The organism is Alteromonas sp. G4i35 (assembly GCF_054960375.1).
Genome location: NZ_JBHNZD010000003.1, coordinates 85,836 through 111,357 on the forward strand (window position 1 = coordinate 85,836; position 25,522 = coordinate 111,357).

The 25,522-nt window shown below is 44.6% G+C and carries 13 protein-coding genes; all 13 read left to right on the forward strand.

Annotated features, from left to right (window positions below):
• The 13 genes from ACFI6L_RS02390 to ACFI6L_RS02450 all read left to right on the forward strand — a co-directional run bounded on the left by ACFI6L_RS02390 (nucleotide 1) and on the right by ACFI6L_RS02450 (nucleotide 25,383).
• Complete coding sequence (locus ACFI6L_RS02390; RefSeq protein WP_012518362.1) at nucleotides 1-711, forward strand: succinate dehydrogenase iron-sulfur subunit; 711 nt, start codon at nucleotides 1-3, stop codon at nucleotides 709-711.
• A 176-nt stretch (nucleotides 712-887) separates the two neighbouring features.
• A complete protein-coding gene (gene sucA / locus ACFI6L_RS02395) occupies nucleotides 888-3,707 on the forward strand; it encodes a 2-oxoglutarate dehydrogenase E1 component (protein ID WP_462573359.1) in 2,820 nt (939 codons plus the stop codon).
• 9 nt (nucleotides 3,708-3,716) lie between these two features.
• The gene (gene odhB, locus ACFI6L_RS02400) at nucleotides 3,717-5,228 is read left to right on the forward strand and encodes a 2-oxoglutarate dehydrogenase complex dihydrolipoyllysine-residue succinyltransferase (RefSeq protein WP_014949449.1); all 1,512 of its coding nucleotides are present in this window, start codon (nucleotides 3,717-3,719) and stop codon (nucleotides 5,226-5,228) included.
• Nucleotides 5,229-5,380: 152 nt separating this feature from the next.
• Nucleotides 5,381-6,547: an ADP-forming succinate--CoA ligase subunit beta gene (sucC, locus tag ACFI6L_RS02405; RefSeq protein ID WP_014949450.1), complete on the forward strand. Its 1,167-nt coding sequence runs from the start codon at nucleotides 5,381-5,383 to the stop codon at nucleotides 6,545-6,547.
• Nucleotides 6,547-7,419, forward strand: coding sequence for a succinate--CoA ligase subunit alpha (gene sucD, locus ACFI6L_RS02410; protein ID WP_012518366.1), 873 nt, complete (start codon nucleotides 6,547-6,549; stop codon nucleotides 7,417-7,419). Before sucC ends, sucD begins: the two co-directional genes overlap by 1 nt.
• Nucleotides 7,420-7,747: 328 nt before the next feature.
• The gene (locus tag ACFI6L_RS02415; protein WP_014949451.1) at nucleotides 7,748-10,609 is read left to right on the forward strand and encodes a TonB-dependent receptor; all 2,862 of its coding nucleotides are present in this window, start codon (nucleotides 7,748-7,750) and stop codon (nucleotides 10,607-10,609) included.
• Nucleotides 10,610-10,739: 130 nt separating this feature from the next.
• Entirely contained in the window at nucleotides 10,740-12,260 is a 1,521-nt protein-coding gene (locus ACFI6L_RS02420; RefSeq protein ID WP_014949452.1) for a tryptophan halogenase family protein, read from the forward strand.
• 290 nt (nucleotides 12,261-12,550) lie between these two features.
• The gene (locus ACFI6L_RS02425) at nucleotides 12,551-15,601 is read left to right on the forward strand and encodes a TonB-dependent receptor (RefSeq protein WP_462573360.1); all 3,051 of its coding nucleotides are present in this window, start codon (nucleotides 12,551-12,553) and stop codon (nucleotides 15,599-15,601) included.
• Nucleotides 15,602-15,684: 83 nt separating this feature from the next.
• A complete protein-coding gene (locus ACFI6L_RS02430; RefSeq protein WP_239246694.1) occupies nucleotides 15,685-20,016 on the forward strand; it encodes an alpha-1,6-glucosidase domain-containing protein in 4,332 nt (1,443 codons plus the stop codon).
• Nucleotides 20,017-20,182: 166 nt separating this feature from the next.
• Nucleotides 20,183-21,043 carry a patatin-like phospholipase family protein gene (locus tag ACFI6L_RS02435; protein WP_239246695.1) on the forward strand — a complete coding sequence of 287 codons (861 nt, stop codon included), beginning with the start codon at nucleotides 20,183-20,185 and terminating at the stop codon, nucleotides 21,041-21,043.
• 783 nt (nucleotides 21,044-21,826) lie between these two features.
• Nucleotides 21,827-22,315, forward strand: a complete 489-nt coding sequence (locus ACFI6L_RS02440; protein WP_207198495.1) for an RNA methyltransferase — start codon at nucleotides 21,827-21,829, stop codon at nucleotides 22,313-22,315.
• Nucleotides 22,316-22,411: 96 nt separating this feature from the next.
• Complete coding sequence (locus tag ACFI6L_RS02445; protein WP_014949457.1) at nucleotides 22,412-23,308, forward strand: PEP-CTERM/exosortase system-associated acyltransferase; 897 nt, start codon at nucleotides 22,412-22,414, stop codon at nucleotides 23,306-23,308.
• A gap of 122 nt (nucleotides 23,309-23,430) precedes the next feature.
• Complete coding sequence (locus ACFI6L_RS02450) at nucleotides 23,431-25,383, forward strand: alpha-amylase family protein (RefSeq protein WP_462573361.1); 1,953 nt, start codon at nucleotides 23,431-23,433, stop codon at nucleotides 25,381-25,383.
• Nucleotides 25,384-25,522: the final 139 nt, after the last annotated feature.

Here is a 25,522-nt window from a genome sequence, read left to right on the forward strand (position 1 = left end):
ATGCAATTAACTTTTTCGATTTATCGTTACAACCCAGAAGTAGATGCGAAGCCTCGCATGCAAGACTACACTCTAGAAGTAGAGGAAGGTCAGGACATGATGGTGCTAGACGCGCTACTTGCACTTAAAGAGCAAGATCCGACGCTTTCTTTCCGTCGCTCTTGCCGTGAAGGTGTGTGTGGTTCAGACGGCGTGAACATGAACGGCAAAAATGGCCTTGCGTGTATCACTCCTTTATCTGCACTGGGCAAAGGTAAAATAGTAGTACGTCCACTTCCAGGTCTACCTGTTGTACGTGACCTTGTTGTTGATATGACGCAGTTCTACACACAGTACGAAAAGATTAAGCCGTTCTTAATCAACGACAGTAAGCAGCCGCCAGCGCGCGAACACTTACAGTCACCTGAAGAGCGTGCGAAACTTGACGGTCTTTACGAGTGTATTCTATGTGCATGTTGTTCAACGTCATGCCCATCTTTCTGGTGGAACCCTGATAAGTTCATCGGTCCTGCTGGTCTACTTCACGCGTATCGTTTCCTTATCGATAGCCGTGATACGGCAACTGAAGAGCGTCTTAACGACCTTGATGATGCGTTCAGCGTATTCCGCTGTCACGGTATCATGAACTGTGTAAGTGTATGTCCTAAGGGCTTAAACCCTACGAAAGCGATAGGCCAAATTAAGTCTATGCTTTTACAACGGGCTGTTTAGTACTATATTCTGATAACTTCTTAAAGTTACAGATAGTGATGCTCTAAATAGCCATCCCAAAAGGATGGCTATTTTTTTATATATTCGCTGTTATAACACTTGGTTATGCTGAGAATAACCTTATAATACATCTTGATTGTTAACTAGATTTTATAAAACGTAGCAAGGCAAATTAAATGCAAGAAAGCGTGATGAAAGCGTGGTGGGATTCCTCGCACATGGCAGGTGCCAACGCTGCCTATGTTGAAGAGTTGTATGAAACTTATTTAGAAGACCCGCAAAGTGTCTCTGAAAATTGGCGACAAATCTTCGATAACCTCCCCAAAGTCGATGGCGTAGAGTTAGAAACCAATCATACAACAATTAAAAATCAATTTAGGCAACTTGCTGCGTTAGGGCCAACCGCCCGCATGTCTAGTCCGTCTGTGCCTTCTGCAAATGTTTCAGACGACAGGCAAGTTAAAGTTCTTCAGTTAATCAATGCGTTCCGCTTCCGCGGTCATCAGCACGCAAACCTTGACCCGCTAGGTCTATGGAAACAAGAGCGTGTACGCGATTTAGAACTTTCTCACCACAGCCTTTCTGAGCAAGATTTCGATTCAGTATTCAATGTAGGTTCGTATGCCATTGGCAAAGATTCAATGCCATTGGGTGAACTGTTTAAATCGTTAAACCGCACATACTGTGGCTCTATCGGTGCAGAGTACATGCATATTACCGATACTGAACAGAAACGCTGGTTGCAACAAAAAATTGAATCTGTTCAAGCAAAGCCTGAAATTTCTCGCGACGAAAAGCTAGGAATTCTTAAAGGTCTTACTGCGGCTGACGGAATGGAAAAGTACTTGGGTTCTAAATTCCCAGGGGCAAAGCGTTTCTCTCTAGAAGGCGGCGATGCACTTATTCCTATGCTGAAAGGTTTAATCACCAAGGCTGGCACTGCAGGTACCAAAGAAGTGGTTATCGGCATGGCTCACCGTGGTCGTTTGAACGTGCTAGTTAACGTATTGGGTAAAAACCCATCGGTGCTGTTTGATGAATTTTCAGGTAAGCACGACGACTCACTAGGCGCGGGTGACGTGAAATACCACGCAGGTTTCTCGTCTGACTTCGCAACACCTGGTGGCAATGTTCACTTAGCACTAGCGTTTAACCCGTCTCACCTTGAGATTGTAAACCCTGTAGTTATGGGTTCTGTACGTGCACGTCTTGCGCGCCGCAATGATGACACGAATACAGTACTTCCTATCACTATTCACGGTGACTCGGCAATTGCTGGTCAGGGTGTAGTACAAGAAACCTTCAATATGTCGCAAACTCGCGGCTTTGCGGTAGGCGGTACGGTTCGTATTGTGGTAAATAACCAAGTTGGTTTCACCACATCGAAGACTGAAGATACCCGTTCAACGCAATATTGTACTGACATCGCGAAGATGGTGCAGGCACCGATTTTCCATGTGAACTCAGACGATCCAGAAGCGGTTGCCTTTGTTACGCAGCTTGCGCTTGAATACCGCAATAAGTTTAAGAAAGACGTAGTAATTGACCTAGTTTGTTACCGTCGCCATGGTCACAACGAAGCGGATGAGCCAAACGCCACGCAGCCGTTGATGTACCAAAAAATCAAGAAGCACCCGGTCCCACGTGTTCTTTATGCTGACCAGTTAATAGCTGAAGGTGTGATTGAGCAACGTGATGCAGACCGCTATCTTGAAGAATATCGTGAAGCGCTCGACCACGGCGCGTGCGTTGTTGAAGAGTGGCGTCCAATGACAGAGCACAGCGTTGACTGGTCTCCATATCTTGGTCACGACTGGGATACGCCTTACGATGGTTCGCTTTCAGTTGAGAAGCTCAAAGAGCTAGGTGAGTCAATCACTACTATTCCTGAAGAGCACAAGCTTCAGTCTCGCGTAAACAAGCTTTACCAAGACCGTAAAGCGATGGTTGCTGGCGAGAAAATGCTTGATTGGGGCATGGCTGAAAACTTGGCCTATGCAACTATCGTTGATGCCGGCGAAGATATTCGTATTACCGGTCAGGATTCAGGCCGTGGTACTTTCTTCCACCGTCACGCGGTATTGCACAATCAAAAAGATGCGTCGACATATATGCCACTACAGCATGTTCGTGAAGGACAGGGCGAGATCGAAATTTACGACTCTGTGCTTTCAGAAGAAGCGGTTATGGCATTTGAGTATGGTTATGCGACAGCGGAGCCTACGTGTCTGACTATTTGGGAAGCCCAGTTTGGTGACTTCGCTAACGGCGCTCAGGTTGTATTTGATCAGTTCTTGAGCTCGGGTGAAGCGAAGTGGGGCCGTTTGTGTGGTCTGACCGTTCTACTGCCACATGGTTATGAAGGTCAGGGACCAGAGCACAGCTCTGCACGCCTTGAACGTTTCCTTCAAATGTGTGCTGACCACAACTGGCAAGTGTGTGTGCCTTCTACACCTGCACAGGTTTACAACATGCTTCGTCGCCAAGTGGTGCGCCCTATGCGTAAGCCACTTATCGTAATGTCGCCTAAGTCACTATTACGTCATCCTCTTGCGGTATCTTCACTTGAAGAACTAGCAGAAGGTAAATTCCACAACGTAATCGGTGAAATTGATGATATCGATCCGAAGAATGTGAAGCGTGTCGTTATGTGTTCGGGCAAGGTTTACTATGATTTGTTAGACCAGCGCCGTAAAAATGAGCAAACAGACGTTGCAATCATCCGTTTAGAGCAACTTTATCCATTCCCACAAGAAGAATGCGCTAAAGTTGTGGCACAATACAGCCATGTAAAAGATTGGGTTTGGTGTCAAGAAGAGCCTCAAAACCAAGGCGCTTGGTACTGTAGCCAACACCATTTCTGGCAAGCAATTCCAGATGGTGCAAAATTAACATATGCAGGCCGTGATGCATCCTCGTCACCTGCAGTAGGTTATGTATCCGTTCACAACCAGCAACAGAAAGCCCTGGTTGAAAACGCACTCACAATTAAATAAGGAACAGTAATGACAATTGAGATAAAAGTTCCGGTTCTACCTGAGTCAGTTGCCGATGCCACCATTGCAACCTGGCACGTAAAGGCCGGTGACGCAGTTAAACGAGACCAGAACCTGGTTGATATTGAAACTGATAAAGTGGTTTTAGAAGTTGTGGCGCCAGCGGACGGTACAATTGGTGAGATCCTAAACGAAGAGGGTGCAACTGTTTTAGGCGAGCAAGTTATTGCTAAACTAGAAAAGGGTGGTGCTGCTGCACCAGCTGAAGCTAAAACTGAAAGCAAAGCGAAAGACGATTCTAAATCAGATGCGGCTCCAGCGGCTTCTGGAAAAACATCTGATGTTAAAGTACCAGTACTTCCTGAATCTGTAGCTGACGCCACAATCGCAACGTGGCACGTAGCTGTAGGTGAAGCAGTTTCTCGCGACCAAAATTTGGTTGATATCGAAACTGATAAAGTAGTACTAGAAGTTGTTGCTCCTGCAGACGGTTCTCTTGCTGAAATTATCGCAGAAGAGGGCGCCACCGTAACAGCTGAAGAAGTGATTGCTAAATTTGTAGAAGGTGCAGCAAGCGGCGCTTCTGCTCCAGCAGCGTCAAGCGAAAGCGATGACAGTGACGAGAGCAGCGATGCGCTTAGTCCTTCTGTTCGTCGTTTACTTGCAGAAAAAGGTGTTGACGCAGCTAAAGTGAAAGGCACTGGCAAAAATGGCCGTATCACTAAAGAAGACGTAGAGAAATACCTTAAAGGCGGCGACAGCTCAGCGAAGGCAGCGCCTGCTGCGTCTGAATCTGTTTCAGCTGACTTACCAACGGGTAATCGTACCGAGAAGCGTGTTCCTATGACGCGTCTTCGCAAGACAATTGCTAACCGTCTTCTTGAAGCGAAGAACTCTACAGCAATGCTAACAACGTTTAACGAAGTAAACATGAAGCCAATCATGGACCTTCGTAAGCAGTATCAAGACAGCTTTGAGAAGCGTCACGGTATTCGCCTTGGTTTCATGTCTTTCTACGTGAAAGCGGTAACCGAAGCCCTTAAGCGTTTCCCTGAAGTTAACGCGTCTATCGACGGTGATGACATTGTTTATCACAACTACTTCGATGTATCGATTGCTGTTTCTACACCACGTGGCCTTGTAACACCAGTACTTAAAGATACTGACACACTAGGCATGGCAGGTGTTGAAAAAGGAATTAAGGAACTAGCACTTAAAGGCCGTGACGGTAAGCTGTCATTGGCTGAACTACAAGGTGGTAATTTCACAATCACCAACGGTGGTGTGTTTGGTTCACTAATGTCTACACCAATCATTAACCCGCCACAGAGCGCTATTTTGGGTATGCATAAAATCCAAGATCGTCCAATGGCTGTTAATGGCAAAGTAGAAATTCTACCAATGATGTACCTAGCGCTTTCTTATGACCACCGTATTATCGATGGTAAAGAATCAGTAGGTTTCTTGGTAACCGTTAAAGAGATGCTAGAAGATCCAACACGTCTACTTCTAGACGTATAAGACTTTCGTCTCACGGAATTGTGGTTAGGCGTTTAGCTTGTGTATGCTTGCTTTGCGCCTAACGCAACGCTGATATTTGCCCTATAATATCAGTCAAACTAATCAAGTCGCATTTGCGGCTTTTGTCTTACTAAAAATCGGATAGAAACACCATGAATTTGCATGAATACCAAGGTAAGCAGCTATTCAAAGAATACGGTTTGCCTGTTTCTGAAGGATACGCAGCAGACACTGCTCAAGGTGCTGTAGAAGCCGCTGACCGAATTGGCGGAAACGAGTGGGTAGTTAAGTGTCAGGTACACGCGGGCGGTCGCGGTAAAGCTGGCGGTGTAAAGCTAGTTAAAAACAAAGACGACATTCGCGCTTTCGCTGAAAACTGGCTTGGCAAAAATTTGGTGACTTTCCAGACTGACGAAAACGGTCAGCCTGTGAGCAAAATCCTAGTTGAATCTTGCACAGATATCGCTAACGAGCTTTACCTTGGTGCAGTAGTTGACCGTACAACCCGTCGCGTTGTATTCATGGCATCTACTGAAGGTGGCGTTGAGATTGAAACTGTTGCAGAAGAAACTCCAGAGAAAATCCTTAAAGCTGAAATCGACCCAATTGTAGGTCCTCAGCCTTATCAAGCGCGCGAAATGGCGTTTGCTCTAGGTCTTTCTGGCGTACAAATCAAGCAATTCACTCAAATCTTCCTTGGCCTAGCTAAGATGTTTGAAGAGCTTGACGTTGCGCTTATCGAAATCAACCCGCTAGTTATCAAAACTGACGGTAACCTACACTGCCTAGACGCGAAAGTAGGTATCGATGGTAACGCGCTATATCGTCAGCCTAAGCTGAAAGATATGCAAGATCCTTCACAAGAAGATGCGCGTGAAGCTCATGCTGCTCAGTGGGAACTTAACTATGTTGCGCTAGACGGTAATGTAGGTTGTATGGTTAACGGTGCAGGCCTAGCAATGGGTACTATGGACATCGTAAACCTACACGGTGGCAAGCCAGCTAACTTCCTAGACGTTGGTGGCGGCGCAACTAAAGAGCGTGTAGCTGAAGCATTCAAAATCATCCTTTCTGATGACAATGTTAAAGCGGTATTGGTTAACATCTTCGGTGGTATCGTTCGCTGTGACATGATTGCAGAAGGTATCATTGGTGCGGTTAAAGAAGTTGGCGTAGAAGTACCTGTAGTTGTACGTCTTGAAGGTACCAATGCAGAGCTTGGCCGTGAAGTTCTAGCGAACTCTGGTCTAGATATCATTGCTGCTGAATCGCTAACTGATGCAGCGCAGAAAGTTGTTGCTGCAGCGGAGGGCAAATAATGTCTGTATTAATTAATAAAGATACTAAAGTAATTTGTCAGGGTTTCACTGGCGGTCAGGGTACTTTCCACTCTGAGCAAGCAATTGCTTACGGTACGCAAATGGTTGGTGGTGTAACACCAGGTAAAGGCGGCACTGAGCACCTAGGTCTTCCAGTATTCAATACTGTACGTGAAGCGGTAGAAGCAACTGGCGCAACTGCAACAGTTATCTATGTACCAGCACCTTTCTGTAAAGATTCAATTGTTGAAGCTGCAGATGCGGGTATCGAGCTAATCGTATGTATCACTGAAGGTATCCCAACGCTAGATATGCTTTACGTTAAAGAATACGTAGAAGCGAAAGGCGTTCGCATGATCGGTCCAAACTGCCCAGGTGTAATCACTCCTGGAGAGTGTAAAATTGGTATCATGCCTGGTCACATCCACAAGCCTGGTAAAGTAGGTATTGTTTCTCGCTCTGGTACACTTACGTACGAAGCGGTTAAGCAAACCACTGACGAAGGTTTTGGCCAGTCTACTTGTGTTGGTATCGGTGGCGACCCAATTCCTGGTTCAAACTTCATCGACATCCTTCAGATGTTCCAAGACGATCCACAAACTGAAGCTATCGTAATGATCGGTGAGATCGGTGGTACAGCTGAAGAAGAAGCCGCAGCGTTCATTAAAGCTAATGTAACCAAGCCTGTTGTTTCTTACATTGCTGGTGTTACTGCTCCTCCAGGTAAGCGTATGGGTCACGCTGGTGCAATCATCGCAGGCGGTAAAGGTACTGCTGATGAGAAATTCAAAGCACTAGAAGACGCTGGCGTTAAAACTGTACGTTCACTTGCTGAAATCGGCAAGGCGCTTCGCGAGACTACAGGTTGGTAAGCTAACGCTTAACAATTTTGTGATAAAAGCCCGCTTTAAGCGGGCTTTTTTGTGCGCGCTTATTAACAACTCTGCAGAAATGCATGTAACAAAATTACAACTATCTGCCGTAAAAGCCCCGTATAATCCATATTGTGTTGTTAAATTACATAAAGGCCTGCATATCCTTTGTTAACGGCGTGTTGCACAAATTTTATTGAATACGTATGCAGGCAATTGTGCAAACCCTAGGTCCTCTATAGCATTATCCCGACGAGATGTATTGTCATTTAATTGTCATAAGAACAACAAAAAGACAACAACTATAACCGTATGGGACACCCGTTTTATGAAACAATTTAAACCCAACCTAATTAAAGCTGCGCTTATTTCAGGCGGTATGGCGTTTGGTAGTGCACCAGCATTTGCACAAGATGCAAACACTGATGCTGTTGATGAAGCAAATCTTGAAGTAATTCAAGTTAGCGGTATTCGCGGCAGCTTACAGCGTGCTCAAGCAATCAAAATGGATAACACCTCAATTGTTGAAGCGTTATCAGCAGAAGATATTGGTAAGTTACCAGATACCAGTATTGCAGAATCAATCGCACGTCTTCCTGGTGTAACTGGTGAACGTCGTAACGGTCGTACAAGTGGTATCTCTGTTCGTGGTTTTAACGAGAACTACGTTGGTACGTCACTGAACGGTCGTGAGCTTCTAGGTATGGGTGATAACCGTGGGGTTGAGTTTGACCTTTATCCAACGGAAATCATTTCAAACATTCTGGTATACAAAACACCAGAAGCGGGCATGACTACCCAAAATATCGGTGGTTCAATTGACCTTCAAACGGTTAAGCCTCTAACGGCAGAAAGCACGTTTACCGTAAACGGCACGTTCGAGAAAAATGCTGAAGACTCTCCAAACCCAGATTTTGACAACGACGGTCATCGCATTTCTTTAAACTTTGTCGATCAATTTGCCGACGATACGATTGGTTTAGCGCTAACTGTTGCGAGCATGGAGTCTCCACGTCAGGAGCAACACTTCCGCGGTTGGGGTTACGCCACAGTAAACACTACACCAGAAAACACGTTTGACGATAACGGAAATCCTCTTTGGAACCCTCGTCGTTATGATGGTCAAGACACTGTAGACGTTCCTGATGGTACTGTTGTATTGGGCGGTCACGATTCATTCCAGCGTTCAGCAATGCTAGAACGTGACTCAATTGCCGCTGTAGTCCAGTGGGCACCTACCGATAAGCTCAATATTCAACTTGATGCGCTTTATATCGATTTCGTTGAAGACGATGTACGCCGTGGTCTTGAAGAAGGCGGTGCAGAGTGGGGTACAAGCGCTTACACAATCACTGGTGTTGAAAACGGTCTGGTAACTAGTGGTTACTCTGATGGTTTCTATAGCGTTGTTCGTAACGATGCGCGTCGTCAAGAAGCAGACCTAACCACAGTAGGCATTAATGCTGAATACCAAATCAACGACTCTTGGACACTAGAACTAGATTACTCTACCGGTAAAGTTGAAAAAGAAATTATCGATGTAGAAAGCTACTCAGGTGTAGGTCGTGCTGGTACTGAAGGCCGTCCAATTACTGCACGTAGCTGGGAAATGACATCTTCTGGAGTAATGTTCTCTGACCACCCAACTATTGCACCAGTTGACCTTACCGACCCAACACTTATTAGCCTTGCAGGTCCGCAAGCATGGGGCGCACGTCCGTTACTTGAGTCTGACGCACAGGATGGTTTCGTAAACCAGCCGCTTTTCGAAGAAGAGCTTGATACCCTTCGTTTCGACGTTAAAGGCTATGTAGATTGGGGTGTGGTTACTGGCCTATCTGCTGGTGTTGTATATTCTGACCGCTCTAAATCTAAAGACAATAACGGTGCTTACCTAACAGCGCCTTCATATCCTGGAAATGCTGCTATTCCTGAAGTGCTAGGCGTAACGAACCTTAACTTTATTGGAATTGACGGCGTGTTAGCGTACGACTCGCTAGGTCTTTTCGAAAGTGGTTATTACATTGAAAGCGATGCAAGCCGCGTTCAAAATGATCGCTTAGGTGATACTTATACCGTTGATGAAGAGCTACTAACCCTTTACACCAAACTAGACTTGGAAATGGAAGTTGGCGATATTTGGGTGCGCGGTAACGTAGGCCTTCAAGTAGTAAGTGCAGATCAAGAATCAACAGGTTTCTCTGCAACCTCTGACCGCGAAGGCTACACCATTGCTAGCCCTGTAACAGGTGGCGCAGACTACACAGATGTTCTTCCAACACTTAACCTTTCAGCAGAAGTGGCTGAGGGCCAGTTTGTGCGCTTGGGCTTGAGCAAAGTTATTTCTCGTCCGCGTATGGATGACATGCGTCCAAATACTCAGGTTACGTTCTCGTTCAACGATAACCAAATTACTAGCACTGAAATTGAAAATGGTCCATGGGGTGGTAGTGCTGGTAACCCTGAATTGCGTCCGCTTGAAGCTAACCAGTTTGACTTAGCTTATGAGAACTACTTTGCAGATACAGGTTATGTAGCTGTGTCGTTCTTCTATAAAGACATTAAAAATTGGCACCGCAGCACGTCAATTGTGGCTGATTTCACAGAGTTTTATATTCCTGAGCTACATCAGGGCTCTGAAGGTCAAACTCCTGTATTGTTCACAGGTCAAGTAAGCAGTGTACTAGATGGGTTCGAAGGTTTTGTTCGAGGTTACGAATTACAAGGTTCACTTCCATTTGACATGATCCACGATTCACTTGAAGGCTTCGGCTTGTTCGCAAGTGCCACCTTTATGGATGGTGAAGTTGACGCGGCTCCGGGGCAAACTGAAACACGTATTCCTGGACTATCAGAAGAGTCTTACAGTATGACTTTCTTCTATGAGAATGCTGGTTTCGAATTCCGTCTTGCGGCAACAAAACGCGATCAGTACCTAACTGAAGAACGTGGTGTTAGTTTGGCGTTAGTTGATGCAACGAAGCAAGGCGGTACGCTTGTTGATGCGCAAATTGGCTATGACTTTAGCGAGTCTGGTATCGAATATCTAGAAGGCCTGCGTGTTACTTTACAAGCACAGAACCTGACCGATGAAGATGATATTCAAGCGTCAGCGGCTGACGGCCGTCAAATCACGCAGTTCCAAACTTATGGAACTAACTACTTGCTAGGATTTAACTACAAGTTCTAATTTCTTCGTGTGTGTAAAGCCACCTGCTGCTTTTTGTTTTAGCTTGTGCTAAAAGAGAGAGCAAATGGTGGCTTTTCTTTTTGTATGAAAGGAACCCTTCAAAATTTTTGGTACGAATTGCGAGAAGTTTATGCAAGATCCTCATAATAAACCGATAAAGCGTGTAGTGATTGCCGGCGGTGGAACGGCAGGTTGGTTAGCTGCATCATTAATGAAAAAGGTGTTGGGTAAAGCAGTTGATATTACTCTGGTTGAATCTGAAGCGATTGGTACGGTCGGTGTTGGCGAAGCTACCATCCCGCCAATACGCCTAGTAAACCAAGTGTTAGGTATCGACGAAGCACAGTTTCTTCATGATACTAAAGCAACGATAAAACTTGCTATACGGTTCGAAAATTGGAAAACGAAGGGTGAAAGCTACTATCACACCTTTGGTGCGCCGGGCAAAAGCATGGCGTTTTGTCATTTTCATCACTACTGGGTAAAGGCGCGCCAGCAAGGCCTAAAAGACGACCTGTGGGATTTTGACCTAAATTACCATGCCGCTGAAGCGGGACGATTTGCGCAGATAAATGCCAAAGACCCAGTCGTTGAGCTACCTTTCGCTTATCATTTTGACGCCAGTTTATACGCTCAGTATTTACGAAAGCTGAGTGAAAATATGGGGGTTGTACGCAAAGAAGGTAAAATTTCACGTGTTCAACGTTTTACCGACAGCGGTTTTATTCAAGCACTTCACTTAGAAAGTGGGGACGTGGTTGAAGGGGACTTATTTGTTGATTGCACGGGCTTTAAGGGGCTATTGATAGAGGAAGCGCTGGGCGCTGGTTACGACGATTGGTCTCACTTACTTCCTTGTGATAGTGCCATTGCTGTACCGTCTGAGCGACATGAAAAAACCGCGCCTTACACGCGCTCTATTGCCCACGATGCGGGTTGGCAATGGAGGATCCCACTGCAACACAGAAATGGTAATGGCCACGTATATAGTTCACGCTATATCAGTGATGATCAGGCCTGTGACACCTTGTTGTCAAACTTAGATACCAAACCATTGGGTGACCCTAAACTGATAAAGTTTACGACGGGCAGACGACGTAAGCAGTGGTATAAAAACGTAGTAGCAGTAGGTCTATCAAGTGGATTCTTAGAGCCACTTGAATCTACCAGTATTCACCTCATTCAATCCGCAATTGTTCGCTTAATTCAGTTGTTTCCCCACAACGGCTTTGCACCGAGCTTGGAAACGGAATATAACAAGCAGTCTGAATTAGAGTTCGAACAAATCAGAGATTTTCTTGTTTTGCATTACACCGTAAATGAGCGAACCGATAGTGCCTTTTTCAATGACATGCGAAATATTACTTTGCCCGATTCCCTAGCACATAAAATTGCGTTGTTTAAAGAAAGCGGAAATCTGCTACGAGAACAAAATGATCTATTCCTTGAAAGCTCATGGCTACAGGTCTTGTACGGTCAGGGGATTACTCCTAAGGATTATCACGGTTTGGTAAACAGTGTGCCTGAAGTTCAGTTAAATCAAATGTTAACAAGGTTGTTGGAAATCAAAAAAGAGCCCATTGCTAAGTTGCCGACACATGACGAGTATATAAATGGGATGGTTGCAAAGTATAAGCGCGCAATGAGTTGAATAATTTCATATGGTTAGAAGTGCTGCGAACGAACGCATTAGCTAACTAAACAGGTAAAGGATAAAGCAGCCAAAAGGCTGCTTTATTCGTTTTTAAGGATGAATTGTTACAATTATGCTGGTTTTTTACTGGTAAATTAAAAATATGTTGCGCCTATGTAAATGAATACGTATGCATAGCATTGCTCCCTTTTTATACAAAACAGTAGTATTTGGTGTTGAACCATAAGAGGCATTTTTGGGTGTGGTAGTCCTAAAAGTGTCGATAATAAACAAGGAATGGGACACCAATGAAAACATTCAAACCCAGCACTATCATGGCGGCCTTGATAAGTAGTGGGGTCGCGTTTAGCGCAGCTCCTCTTTATGCCCAAGAGTCACCAGACACCTCAATAGACGAAGTTGAACGACCACAAGAAGATACCCTAGAGCGTATTGAAGTACGTGGTTTTAGTACCAGCTTGATCCAATCACTAAACCAGAAACGCTTCTCCGATACGGTTTCTGAACAAATATCTGCAGACGATTTGGGCGGACTTCCCGATGTGTCGATGGCGGATGCACTGACCCGCTTGCCGGGTATCTCTGCGGTAAGAACCGGGGGGCAAGCCGCGCAGATAAACATTCGTGGTCTATCCGGTGACTTTGTGTTTTCTACATTAAACGGTAGAGAGCAGGTATCGACCAGCGGAAGCCGAGCAATTGAGTTTGATCAGTATCCTTCAGAGCTTATTAGTGAGGCAGCGGTTTATAAATCACCCAAGGCATCGCTTATTGAGGGGGGTATAGCGGGTACGGTGGAACTTAAAACTGCATCACCGCTTGCCATTGAAGAGCAGCATAAATTCAGCGCCAACATGCGTGGCATGTACAACGATAGAGCGTCAGAGGTGAGTGATGCTACAGAGTATGGACATAGACTGAGTTTTTCATACCAAGGTAAATTCCTTGACGATACGCTAGGTGTATCACTAGGTTATGCTCGTTTATTCCAACCGAGTGTTTCTACTCAATTCATTGGTTTAGCTTATAACGGTCAAGTTGATGTAGACGGACTTGAAGGTGATATAGACGGGCCAGCAGATTGCCCCAATTGTGAACTCATTTCAGAAGGCTTTGAAATGCAGCACAAGGGCGGGGAAGAGACTCGCGATGGCTACGTTGCCGCGTTTGAATGGGCACCTATCGATACCTTTACACTTAAAGCTGATGCTTTTATCTCGAAATTTGACTCCGAAGCCTTTGCACGTGGATTTCGCGTTAAGCTAGGTGGAATAAACGCTGGTATAACTAATCCTGTAGTAGTAAATAATAGCGTAATTGGCGGCACATTTTCTCGTACAGACAACAGCTTTACCCGTGTTGAGTTGGTAAACGACGACAATCAAGATTTCGACAGTGTCACAAACTTAGGCGTGAATGCTAGCTGGGAAATATCGCCAGATTTAGCGGTTCAATTTGACGTCTCCCGCTCAAGTGCTGAAAGCGACTTTAGAAACGGCTTACTGTGGTCGCTTGTTGGCGAAGATGCGACAGCGGCAAACCCCGTGTTCGACGAAAACGTCCAAATTTCTTATTTACTCAACGGTTTAAACTTACCTGATATCGGTTTTAATCAAAGTGATGCTTTTACAGACTTAGACCGTGTAATGGTAAGTAAATACGGTATTTATCCGTATGAAAACAAAGATGAGTTAGACGCCTATCGCGTAGACTTCCAATATTATGTCGATGTGCCAATCATTTCTGGCTTTGAATTTGGCTATCGATACTCAGACCGGGAATATAACAATGACCGCTCTGTGTTTGAATACGGAAACGATAGTGCATTCTCAGTAAGCGAACCGCCACTTCAGTTAACTTCTGATATGATCGAAGAGGTTAATTGGAGCGGTGATTTTGGTTATTTTCCAAGTTATCTTTCCGTTGATCTAGACAGTGCACTTAATGCTTGGTTTCCAAGCGGTAGGCCACAGCCTGTTCAAACGTGGGGACCAGGCGCTGCCGGCGTTATCAATGGTCCAGGTACCGGGCCTGCTACTGCGTGGACGCTACAAGAAAGTGGCGATGTATTTGAAACAGTGAATTCTGCCTACTTGATGGCAAACATTAATACAGAAATTGGCAGTATTCCTGTTACAGGTAATGTTGGTGTTCGTTACGTTAAAAGTAAACAAAGTTCAACGACGCTACAGCGTGCTACTCAGTTAATTGAAGACCTTGAGACCGGAACATCGGTTGAAGTTAGTGACCCTACGGCTGGTGCACAAAACATTACCGACGACGTAGGGCTAATTAATAACTTTTATCGCCCAGCGTTGATAAGTCACGAATATTCTGACGTTTTGCCTTCAATTAACCTGAACTTTAAACTTACAGATGACACGCAACTTCGTGTAGCCGCCGCAAAGGTGATGGGCAGAGCGCCAATAAACCGTTTTGCCGCAAATGCGTCAACCACTATTGAAACGGTTACCGCTTTCCAAGACAGAGACTCGGGTGAAATTACGCTTTCCAACCCTACGGCAAGGGTTAGTGGTAGCGCCCGTAACAGCCCTTATTTAGAACCATTCTATGCAACTCAATACGACGTTTCGTGGGAGTATTATTTCTCAGATACGGAAGGCGCATTAGTTGTTGCTGGCTTTTATAAAGACATTGAATCGTTCGTAGAAGACATCGAAATAGAGCCTTATGATTTTGAAGCAAACGGCATTGTAATTCCTGATAACGTAAGTGTGCCGGTTTACTTGACGCCAGAGTTTGCAGGACAGGAAGCCGAACTAGCGCTTGATGAAAATGGCGACCCCATCTTTATTACCGTCCCTACTGAAAATGGTAGCTACAGCACAGCCGTAAACAATGCCGAAGGTGGCTATATTCGCGGTTTAGAAATCGCCTATACGCAAATTTATAGCATGCTGCCTGGCATGTGGTCAGGCTTAGGCGTTAGCGCAAGTTACTCTTACACCGAAAGTGAAATTCAGCGCACGCTAGGTGATGACGTGTATGCCGCTAACTTACCAGGTCTTTCTGAAAACGTTGCTACGCTAACCGTGTTTTGGGAATACGAAGGTTTTGAAACTCGCTTGTCTAGCCGATATCGCGATGCATTTGTTTCGCAGCAAGTAGCGGTAAACGACCAGGTGGTTAACTTTGACGAAGAATTGGTTATTGATTACCAAGCGTCGTACGAGATTAACGACAATTGGAGCGTACTATTTCAAGTTAATAACCTAACAGACGAGCCAACGAAGAGCTATTTCTCATCAGAAGAGCAAACCGGCACTATCCAATACTTTGGAACGCAATATTACCTAGGGATGACATATCAACTATGAAAAACAGCATCTTAGGTAATTTATTTAGCAACACGACGGAATATTCGGTTGCCAAAAGTAGCGAAAATATTCAGGAGAATTCTATGTTTACTAAAAAAAGAGTAGTGCGCGCTGCGTTACTCGTAGTAGGCGCATATACACTTGCAGGTTGCGGTGGCTCGGGCGTAGAGTCGGGCACCAACGATCTGCTTACCTGTGAGGTTCCAAATGTACCTAATTCATCAGGTACGGCTTGTGAACCGCCACCACCTATTCAATGCGATGCGCCGCTCGTACCTAATGAAGCGAACGATGCATGTGAAGCAGGTGCTGATCCAAGTTTACCTGCACCTGTATTTACCCCTTCATCTAATCAAGCTGTACTTTATTATAATCGGGCTGCTGTTGACGCTGATAACTCAAGTAACGATGCAGCTTATGAAGGCTGGAGACTACATACTTGGAACAATGACGAGTGTGATGCTTATGCTGACGCAGACACGGATTGGGCCAACGGTCGCATTCATAGCGGTATCGATCCAAACTATGGTGCGTATTGGATTCTAGACCTTAAAGACGGGTATGGAAGCTGCCACAATTTCATCATCCACAAAGGCACTGACGATGCCGGAAAAGAAATGGGGGGCGGAGACTTCCAGGGTTCTTTAGTACAAGATGATGAAACATTTGTACGCATGAATTTTACCCTTTCAGGCGAGGCAACCATATTTGAGTTCCCTATCATGTCTCTTGGTCCTCAGCCTGTTGATATCGAGGGTTTTGGCGCGCATTGGTTAGATGCCAACACTATTTTATGGGACGTACCTGAAACCGTTTCAGAGGTGAAACTTCACTATTCAGCACAGGCTGACTTAGAGAGCACTCTGGAAGAGGGTATTAACGGTACTCAAGTAACGTTAATGAGTACAACACTTACCGAAGAGCAATCTGACCGTGCGCCGCACTTATCTGCTATGCAGGCTTGGGAAGGCGACTGGTCGGTTGAAGATGCTAAAACCGTGTTGACGACACAAGCCGTAGTAGGGGGTTACGATGCTGACGGTGCGCTTGTTGTTGCGACCGGGATCCAACTGGCTAACGGAATAGACGCACTATATACGCTCGGTGAAGACGATGCCGACGAAGCTCAACTTGGTGGTATCTACTCTGATACAGGTATTACTGCCGCATTGTGGGCGCCTACTGCTTCAAATGTTGATCTTCTGATTTATAACGACAACAAGACATTAAGCCAACGTATTGATATGGTTCGCGATGATACGTCTGGTGTCTGGCGTCATGAAGGCGATATGTCCCTAGACCGTCAGCTTTACCGTTATGAAGTTACCGTCTATCACCCTATTACGGGGAATGTAGAAACGCTGCTTGTTACAGACCCATATTCTGTGTCACTAAGCACAAACGGCCGTTTCTCTCGCTTCGTAAATCTAGCTGATGATGATTTAAAACCACAAGGCTGGGATACTCATACTATTCCGACGGTTGAAAATTATGAAGATGCAGTCATTTACGAAGGGCACGTTCGTGACTTTAGCGTACGTGATATGTCTACGTCTGAGGAAAATAGAGGTAAATACCTTGCCTTTACTGAAGAGGGCACAGCACCGGTTGAGCACCTTAAAAAGCTTGTTGAAGCAGGGCTTACTTACTTCCATATACTTCCAGCAAATGACATTGCAACTATCGATGAGGATCCAACAAAAACGGTAGATTTATACGATACGGTAGGCAAACTGTGTCGCTTAAATAGCAGTGCTGCGGTATGTGAAGAAGAAAGCGCTGATGCATTGTTAATTGACGTTTACAACAGTTACGATCCTTTATCTCAAGCGGGTAAAGCCCAGCAGCTTACTAATGATTTACGCAATCTAGATACATTCAACTGGGGCTATGATCCTCATCACTTTAACGCGCCGGAAGGCAGCTATGCGTCGAGTGCAGAGGGAGTAGAACGCATTGTAGAAATGCGCGCCATGATCCAAGCACTTCACGAGATGGGGCTACGTGTTGCACTTGATGTAGTCTATAACCATACCAATGCGTCGGGTGTTTTCAGTAAGTCAGTATTAGACAAAGCGGTACCGGGTTACTACCACCGTTATGAAGTGGATACTGGTGCGATTGTTCGTGAAACGTGCTGTGATGACACAGAGCCTCGCAATGTCATGATGGAAAAGTTCATGGAAGATTCGCTGCTCATGTGGGCTGAGCATTATAAGTATGATTCATTCCGTTTCGACATCATGAGCCAAGCTACAAAAGACACTATGGTACGCTTGCGTGATGCAGTCCAAGCTATCGATGCTGACAACTATTTCTACGGTGAAGGCTGGACTAAAATAGACCGCGGTTACGAGCAAGCGAGCCAGCTCAATATGGCTGGTACCGAGATTGGTACCTATAACGACCGTATTCGCGAAGCTATTCGCCAGGGCGCTATCTTTAGACCGGAAGATGAAGGGCTATTAAGCGCGCAAGACCGCGTAAAAATGGGCATGATCGGAACGTTAAAAGACTATGTTTTGGAGACGTCTTCAGGAAGTGCAGGCGCTACCAGTAACTTAGGCGGCTATGCAGAAGATCCTGCGGATATCATTAACTACGTGTCGAAGCACGATAATGAAACACTGTGGGATCAGTTAAACTACACGCTTCCACAAGATATTACTTTAGAACAGCGGGTTCGTGCCCAAAATGTAGCAATGGGTATTAATCTTGTGTCTCAAGGTATTCCGTTTTTACAAATGGGCGGCGACATGCTTCGCTCAAAATCAATGGATAGAAATACCTATGATGCGGGCGACTGGTTTAACTACGTCGATTTCACCTACGAAACGAACAACTGGAACGTAGGTTTACCGTTGGCACAAGACAACGAAGCCCGTTGGGAAGAAATGGGTGAATTCATTTACAATCCAAATCGCGCGGCCTCAATGGCAGATATAATGTTTGCCTCTGATGTGTTTGCAGAATTGCTTAATATTCGAATGACAAGTCCGCTGTTTAGATTAACCACCGCTGAAGACATCATCGACCGTATAGGTTTCCACAATATTGGCGAACGCCAGCAGCGTGGTCTTATAGCGATGAGCATTGATGACGGCATATCTGAAAACAGCGAAGTACCTCGCCTAGATTTAGACATGATGAATGATGCGGTTATGGTGCTTGTGAATACGGGGTATGAAGAGAAGTCTATCACGGTAAACACAGCAACAGGCTTTTCGCTTCACGCCACACAAATGAATTCTGTCGATGCAGCGGTACGCGGCGCCACATTTGTAGAAGGTGAAGATGGTAATGGAACCTTTACCGTTCCTGCACTAACTATTGCTGTTTTCGTAAAACCACAGTCTGGAGCTCAAGGTTATGGTCTATCAGCGTATGCCACGTCTGGTGCGCCTGATGTTGTTCCTTACGGCGACACCATCGCTTACCTGCGTGGAGATATGAATGGTTGGTCAACGGATGATGCATTTACCTATCAGGGTAACGGTAAGTACACCGTAACAGCTACACTTGAAGGTGGCGTTACATATGGATTCAAATTCGCATCTGAAGATTGGAGTACAGTGAACTTTGGCGCAGCGGATGGTGAAGAAGGTACAGTAATAGCGGGCGAAGAAAAGGTTCTTGCACGTACTAATACCAACCTTTCATTTACACCAGCGACGAGCGCGACCTATCTGTTTACTATTGATGCGACTGATAGCGAAGCACCAATCCTTATGGTTGAGAACGAAGAGCCCTATGTTGGCACACCAGTGTATCTTCGTGGTGCAATGAACGACTGGGGTACGGCTGAGGAGTTTGCTTACCAAGGCGGACGTATTTACACTTTCTCTCGTGATGTTGAGCCAGGGACTTACGAGTTTAAGGTTGCTTCAGAAGATTGGAGTACCGTGAACTTCGGTGCGATATCAGCAGATGATTCAGATCGCAACCTTGCGCCTGGTCAGACTTTGGGGCTCGCCGCTACTAACGACAATCTTATTTTGAACATTGAAACCGCCGACCGCTATGTGTTCGTATTCAACGTCACTGATTTAAATGCGCCAACCGTTGGTGTATTTAAAGAAGCGTTTTGGGGCGACACTCAAGTTTATATCCGTGGTGGTATGAATGGCTGGGGAGCTGTCGATATGTTTGAATATCAAGGAGAAGGTGTTTATACCGCAGACATTGAATTGAGCGCAGGTAGTATTGAATTCAAAGTCGCTTCTGAAGACTGGTCGACAGTAAACCTTGGCAACCCGAACGATGCAGCAAGCAACGTAGTAACGCCTAGCGAGCCGAAAATACTTGGCGCAAGTAACAATAATCTAATGATTGAAGTTGCAGAGTCTGGTCTATACGAGTTTAAGGTATCTGGCCCTGATGGAAATGCACCTACGTTAACGGTTACGAAAAAGTAAGACCGAACAGATGCTAACTTGGTAAATTTCTAATAAACCAAGATTTAAAAACCGCGACGTAGTTTGCGGTTTTTTGTTTTTGGCATATCTCTTGATTCTCTAGTAGTATCACCAAGAAAATAGTGGTCGTACCAGAGTGGTTGAAATTATTCAAAAGGAGATGAAAATGAAACGTGCACTCGTTGTTGAAGGTGGCGCTATGCGCGGAGTTTTTGCAGCAGGCGTGTTAGACAAATTCATGGAGCATGACTACCATTCGTTCGACTTCGCGATTGGTGTTTCAGCTGGCGCAACTAATCTTTCAACCTACGTGTCGAAAATGCATGGGCTTAGTAAAACCATCATCACGCAATACGCCACAAAGAGGGAGTTTTTTAGCCCGCTTCGTTTCATAAAAGGTGGGCACATGACAGATGTTCATTGGCTATGGCATCACTCTAAACAGTCCATGAATATTCCTGCACCAGGTGAAAAAAGCAGCATGCCACTGTATGTTGGGATTACTAATGCAGAGTCAGGTGAATGTGAATATATACAAGCCACCAAAGATAATGTTGATGATTTAATGGTAGCTTCCTGTGCGTTGCCAACTGCATACCGAGACGAAATTTCAATAAACGGTACGCGATACTTGGACGGGGGAGTGGCAGATGCAATACCTGCTATCCAAGCATACAAAATGGGTGCGAAGGATATCACGGTTATTCTTTCTCAACCGTTAGGTTTTACAAAACCAGAAGTAAAGTCTGTTTGGCTAATGCAAAAGATGTATCGCAACCAGCCTGCGCTACTCGATAAGATGTTGCAGCGTGCAGCCATTTATAACGAAACGTTAGCTTTTCTCAATAATCCACCCGACGACTGCACAATCCGTGTGATAGCGCCTGATGAAGCTTTTTGCGTTAAGCGTTTAACTATGGATAAGAAGAAGTTATTGCGAGGCTACGGTCAAGGGCGGCGCATGGCAAGACGCTATCTTAAACATTGCTATGAGAATTTAGTGGAAAGACAGCGCAAAAGCGCATAGCTACCAGACTGATTTCTTCTTTCTGTACAAAGCCTGTATGCAAATCGCAACAAAAGGCTTATAGAGCTTGGTTTTTTTTCCAAGCTTTTTTTTATCTCCAATAAAACTTTAATTTTCAGCATCTTACCCTGTTTCAATTTGGCAACAGTTTAAGCTTAAGTTACTGGTTCTTACTTCTAGTACCAGTCTTACACAGCGTGAATTGTTGAACTTAGCAACGCTATTTCCCTCACACCGCTTATAACTAGCGCTGTTGACTTCCCGTTTGAACATAAGTTGCCATTTTTCCTATTTTAGTAACATTTTGAAAAAAATGAATTTTATCGAGTTTATGAAGCATTTTTATGTAAACTTTGCAGGCAATGTGCAATATTTTCATTAAATTGGTCTGCATCTTGCTGAACAGGTGGCAATAAACGCTGTTTTTTTAACGATGCGAAGATTTCAGGTGGTTCATTTATCTCAACATTAAATCCTTCTTAAAAAAGGGATTGAGTAAATAGACCAAACTGTCACACGTTATTAAAATATAGAAATTATAATTGACCACGCTTTGCAATATCACGTGCTTCTCGATAGCAAGAGGAGACCAATGCTCATTGGCAGAAATGCTTATTGGCATAGTTGAATCGCGAGTTTTGTGTCTACCGCTATTTAGATATATTTAATCATACTTAAGGTTAGTTTACGCTAACCTGTCTAGATGCGTGAGAAAGAACGTGGCAATATCAAATGCTGAATAAAAATAAAATAAATATAAACGTGCAAATTGCGAATCAGAAAATGTCAATTGGGTTAATAAACCCGAAAAATCCCGTAAATGTTGCTTCTATACTGCGAGCTGCAGGTTGTTATGGTGTGGCCAGCGTTTTTTATACTGGTCAGCGCTATCGATTTGCTAAAGATTTTAATGCGGATACGAAAGCGTTTCATAAAGTCATTCCGACCATTGGGGTCGACGACTTAAAAGAAGTAGTGCCTGAAGGTGCGTCAGTCGTAGCGGTTGAACTGGTAGAGGGTGCTACACCACTACCTTTGTTTGAGCACCCGAGCAATGCGTTTTACTTGCTAGGTCCTGAAGATGGCAGTATTGGCGAAGACGTTTTGTCTTGGTGCGATCATGTTGTCTACGTTCCTACTTTTTCATGCATGAATTTAGCGGCCACAGCAAATGTGTTGCTGTATGACCGTCTGTCAAAGTCTGATTACGTAAGTGGGGATGCACTTATCAGACAAAGTAGAGATACGAATAACAAATCTAAGATTAAATAGTAATTAAATAACTAAGGCTGTCGTTGCGAACAGGAAGTTACCCACAAGCCTAATAATAAATTAAATCAGGGGAGCTTTGCGTTGAAGATGAGAACAATGAGCGCAGTTCGAGCGTTTAATGGCGCCGTGTCTAACAAACTGAGTCGACTACCACAAACATTTTCTAGGGTACTCCCTAGTCGTTTCTCACTCGAAGAGAGTATTTCTAATTTCTTCTTTAGTCGTTACGAACTTGTGATTGCTAACGAAGAAAGTGAAAAGCAGGTGAGTTATAAAACGCGACACAAAGTGTATTGTGAAGAAATGAACTTCGAGCAGAAAAATGCCACTGCATTAGAAAAAGATAAGTTTGATGATCGCGCGATCAATTGCTACATCAAGCATTTGCCAACAGGAGAGTGTGCAGGCACGATAAGGTTGGTCTTGCCAACTGAAGCTGGCTTGGCACTTCCATTAGAAGAAAAGTGTGCGGAAGTAATTGGCGATGGTGCATTGCTACCTTCAAACTTGTCCCCACAAAGCGTCTGTGAAATCTCTCGCCTTGCAATACCGAGAGAATTTAGAGTGCGACAGTTACGCTCTAAAATCCTACCCTCTGAAAAAATTGAAAAAGTTAAACAAAAGAAAAATGTTCCATTTAACGTTGAGCATTTTCCTTATCTTTCAATTGCACTGTACTTAATGGCAACGAGTGTGTGCCTTCATTTAAACGTTAAGCATGCCTATGTGCTTATGGAGCCTAAGTTAGCAAGAAGAATGAAGGCATTCGGTATTCATTTTAATCCAGTAGGTGAAGCTATTGAATTCAATGGCAAACGTATGCCATATAGATTGTCACCGCATGTACTGCTTGATGATTTAGCAAAACCACTAAAAGGTTTTCACAGAAAGATTCATTCAGAACTAAATAGTGCGTTACAAGCTATTGGCGATGTGGCCGTTCCCACCATTGAGCATACTCGAAAGCCTCTTCGCATAGCCCATGCAGCATGACACCATGCTATCTGGAATACTAAGCCGCCTCGTCAGGCGGTTTTTTTATGTTTGAATACGTATGCATGTTTTTTAACATCCAGTTAACGCGTATCCTGTTGGCATAATTTACGTTTATCACAATGATTGCCATGCCAAATTTCCAATTTCGTTTTTGTCTTAAACCCTTGTCAATTGCTATGCTGTCAATTGGATTAACAGCGTGTACAGGGCCGACCTCTCCAGTGAATAATCAAAATCCGGTGATCAAAGACGCTAGTCTGAAACCATTTGGTCAAAACGGCGAAAGTTCGACGCTAAACGATTCTGCTGAAAGGCAAGGTAAACCTGTTGTTTATCAAGTTTTTACTCGCTTGTTTGGAAACACGAATACAAATAACCAGCCTTGGGGCACAATTGAGCACAATGGGGTAGGTAAGTTTAGTGATTTTACTCCCGAAGCGCTAAAGGCCATAAAATCTTTGGGAACCAGTCATATCTGGTATACCGGTGTGCCGCACCATGCGGTGATTAATGACTACACTGAATTTGGTATTTCAAACGACGACCCAGATGTAGTGAAAGGCAGAGCGGGCTCTCCCTACGCAGTTAAAGATTACTACAACGTTAATCCAGACCTAGCCGATGATCCAGCCAAGCGTTTAGAAGAATTTGAAGCGCTAATTGCCAGGACTCACGCAGCGGGAATGAAGGTTATTATCGATATCGTGCCTAATCATGTCGCCCGTGATTACCATTCACTTTCTGCACCTGAAGGTGTAAGTGATTTCGGCGCGCACGACGACACGTCTGTTGAATACGCCCGTGATAACAACTTTTACTATGTAGTAGGTGAAGCGTTTCAAGTGCCCACAGCTGATAACTATCAACCTCTAGGTGGTGAAAAGCATCCACTATCTGACGGTAAGTTCGAAGAGTTCCCAGCAAAATGGACAGGCAACGGTGCTAGAGCTTCGAAACCGGATATAAATGACTGGTATGAGACCGTAAAAGTGAACTATGGCGTGAAGCCTGACGGCACCTACGACTTTCCAGTTTTACCTGAAGAGTACAGTGATAAGTCTATTGAAGAACATGCCGCATTTTGGCACGAAAAAGACGTACCAGATTCGTGGTATAAATTCAGAGATATTGCACATTATTGGATAGATAAAGGTGTCGACGGTTTCCGCTACGATATGGCCGAAATGGTGCCTGTCGAGTTTTGGTCGTTTCTAAATAGCAGTATTAAACAAAAGGCACCTAATGCGTTCTTGCTAGCGGAAGTTTATCAACCAGATAAGTATCGCGAGTATATCCACCAAGGCAAAATGGATTACCTTTACGACAAGGTGGGTTTCTACGACACATTAAAAACGATTATGCAGGGGAGTGGAGAAGTAAGCAAACTGGTTACTATTCATGATGAAATCAATGATATCGCCCCGCATATGCTTCATTTTTTAGAAAATCACGACGAACAACGTATAGCCAGCCCCGACTTTGCCGGTAGTGCCCAGAAAGGTAAACCCGCGCTTGCAGTGAGTGCGCTTATTAGCAGTTCGCCTACGTTGTTGTACTTTGGTCAAGATGTGGGTGAAGACGGTAGTGAAGAGACAGGTTTTGGAGATCCAACACGTACGTCAATTTTCGATTATGTAGGCGTTCCTGCCCATCAGCGTTTTATGAACGACGGTAAGTTTGATGCAGGGAAATCTACTGAAGATGAAAAAGCACTTCACCAATTTTACCAAGACGTGATGGCTATTGCTGCCACAAACCCTGCTGTTACAGGTGAATATCAAAGCCTACACGCGCTCAATCTTGATGTGAAAGATTCAGCCTATACTGAGCAGCAATTTGCTTTTGTGCGTGCGCAAGGCGAGCACGGATTTGTGGTTGTGGCGAATTTTGACGATAAGCCTACAGGTGCAATGAAGCTTGTTGTTCCTTCAAATGTTTTAGGTAAAGATAGCGATCGGATCACGCTAGCGCCTATGCTTTCTCATGAAGGCATAACACTAGAAAAAGAGGGCATTAACTACAACGCTTCGTTCACATTGGAAGGGCTTGAGACTAAAGTATTCGCCTTCTAATTAGGTTTTATCACATGCTGCTGAGTTAACGCGAAACACCATGTTTTTTTACATGGTGTTTCGTGAATACGTATGCAGAGCATTGGTCAGATCGGACGGGCAAGGTAGTATCTCATCACCATCTTGTACTTAACGTATT

What these genes read in the sequence shown, in the direction of transcription:
- sucA (WP_462573359.1), top strand. Translation starts at nt 888, where the DNA reads ATGCAAGAAAGCGTGATGAAAGCGTGGTGGGATTCCTCGCACATGGCA.
- sucC (WP_014949450.1), top strand. Translation starts at nt 5,381, where the DNA reads ATGAATTTGCATGAATACCAAGGTAAGCAGCTATTCAAAGAATACGGT.
- ACFI6L_RS02440 (WP_207198495.1), top strand. Translation starts at nt 21,827, where the DNA reads ATGTCAATTGGGTTAATAAACCCGAAAAATCCCGTAAATGTTGCTTCT.
- ACFI6L_RS02450 (WP_462573361.1), top strand. Translation starts at nt 23,431, where the DNA reads ATGATTGCCATGCCAAATTTCCAATTTCGTTTTTGTCTTAAACCCTTG.
- ACFI6L_RS02430 (WP_239246694.1), top strand. Translation starts at nt 15,685, where the DNA reads ATGTTTACTAAAAAAAGAGTAGTGCGCGCTGCGTTACTCGTAGTAGGC.
- sucD (WP_012518366.1), top strand. Translation starts at nt 6,547, where the DNA reads ATGTCTGTATTAATTAATAAAGATACTAAAGTAATTTGTCAGGGTTTC.
- ACFI6L_RS02420 (WP_014949452.1), top strand. Translation starts at nt 10,740, where the DNA reads ATGCAAGATCCTCATAATAAACCGATAAAGCGTGTAGTGATTGCCGGC.
- ACFI6L_RS02435 (WP_239246695.1), top strand. Translation starts at nt 20,183, where the DNA reads ATGAAACGTGCACTCGTTGTTGAAGGTGGCGCTATGCGCGGAGTTTTT.
- ACFI6L_RS02425 (WP_462573360.1), top strand. Translation starts at nt 12,551, where the DNA reads ATGAAAACATTCAAACCCAGCACTATCATGGCGGCCTTGATAAGTAGT.
- ACFI6L_RS02390 (WP_012518362.1), top strand. Translation starts at nt 1, where the DNA reads ATGCAATTAACTTTTTCGATTTATCGTTACAACCCAGAAGTAGATGCG.
- odhB (WP_014949449.1), top strand. Translation starts at nt 3,717, where the DNA reads ATGACAATTGAGATAAAAGTTCCGGTTCTACCTGAGTCAGTTGCCGAT.
- ACFI6L_RS02415 (WP_014949451.1), top strand. Translation starts at nt 7,748, where the DNA reads ATGAAACAATTTAAACCCAACCTAATTAAAGCTGCGCTTATTTCAGGC.
- ACFI6L_RS02445 (WP_014949457.1), top strand. Translation starts at nt 22,412, where the DNA reads ATGAGCGCAGTTCGAGCGTTTAATGGCGCCGTGTCTAACAAACTGAGT.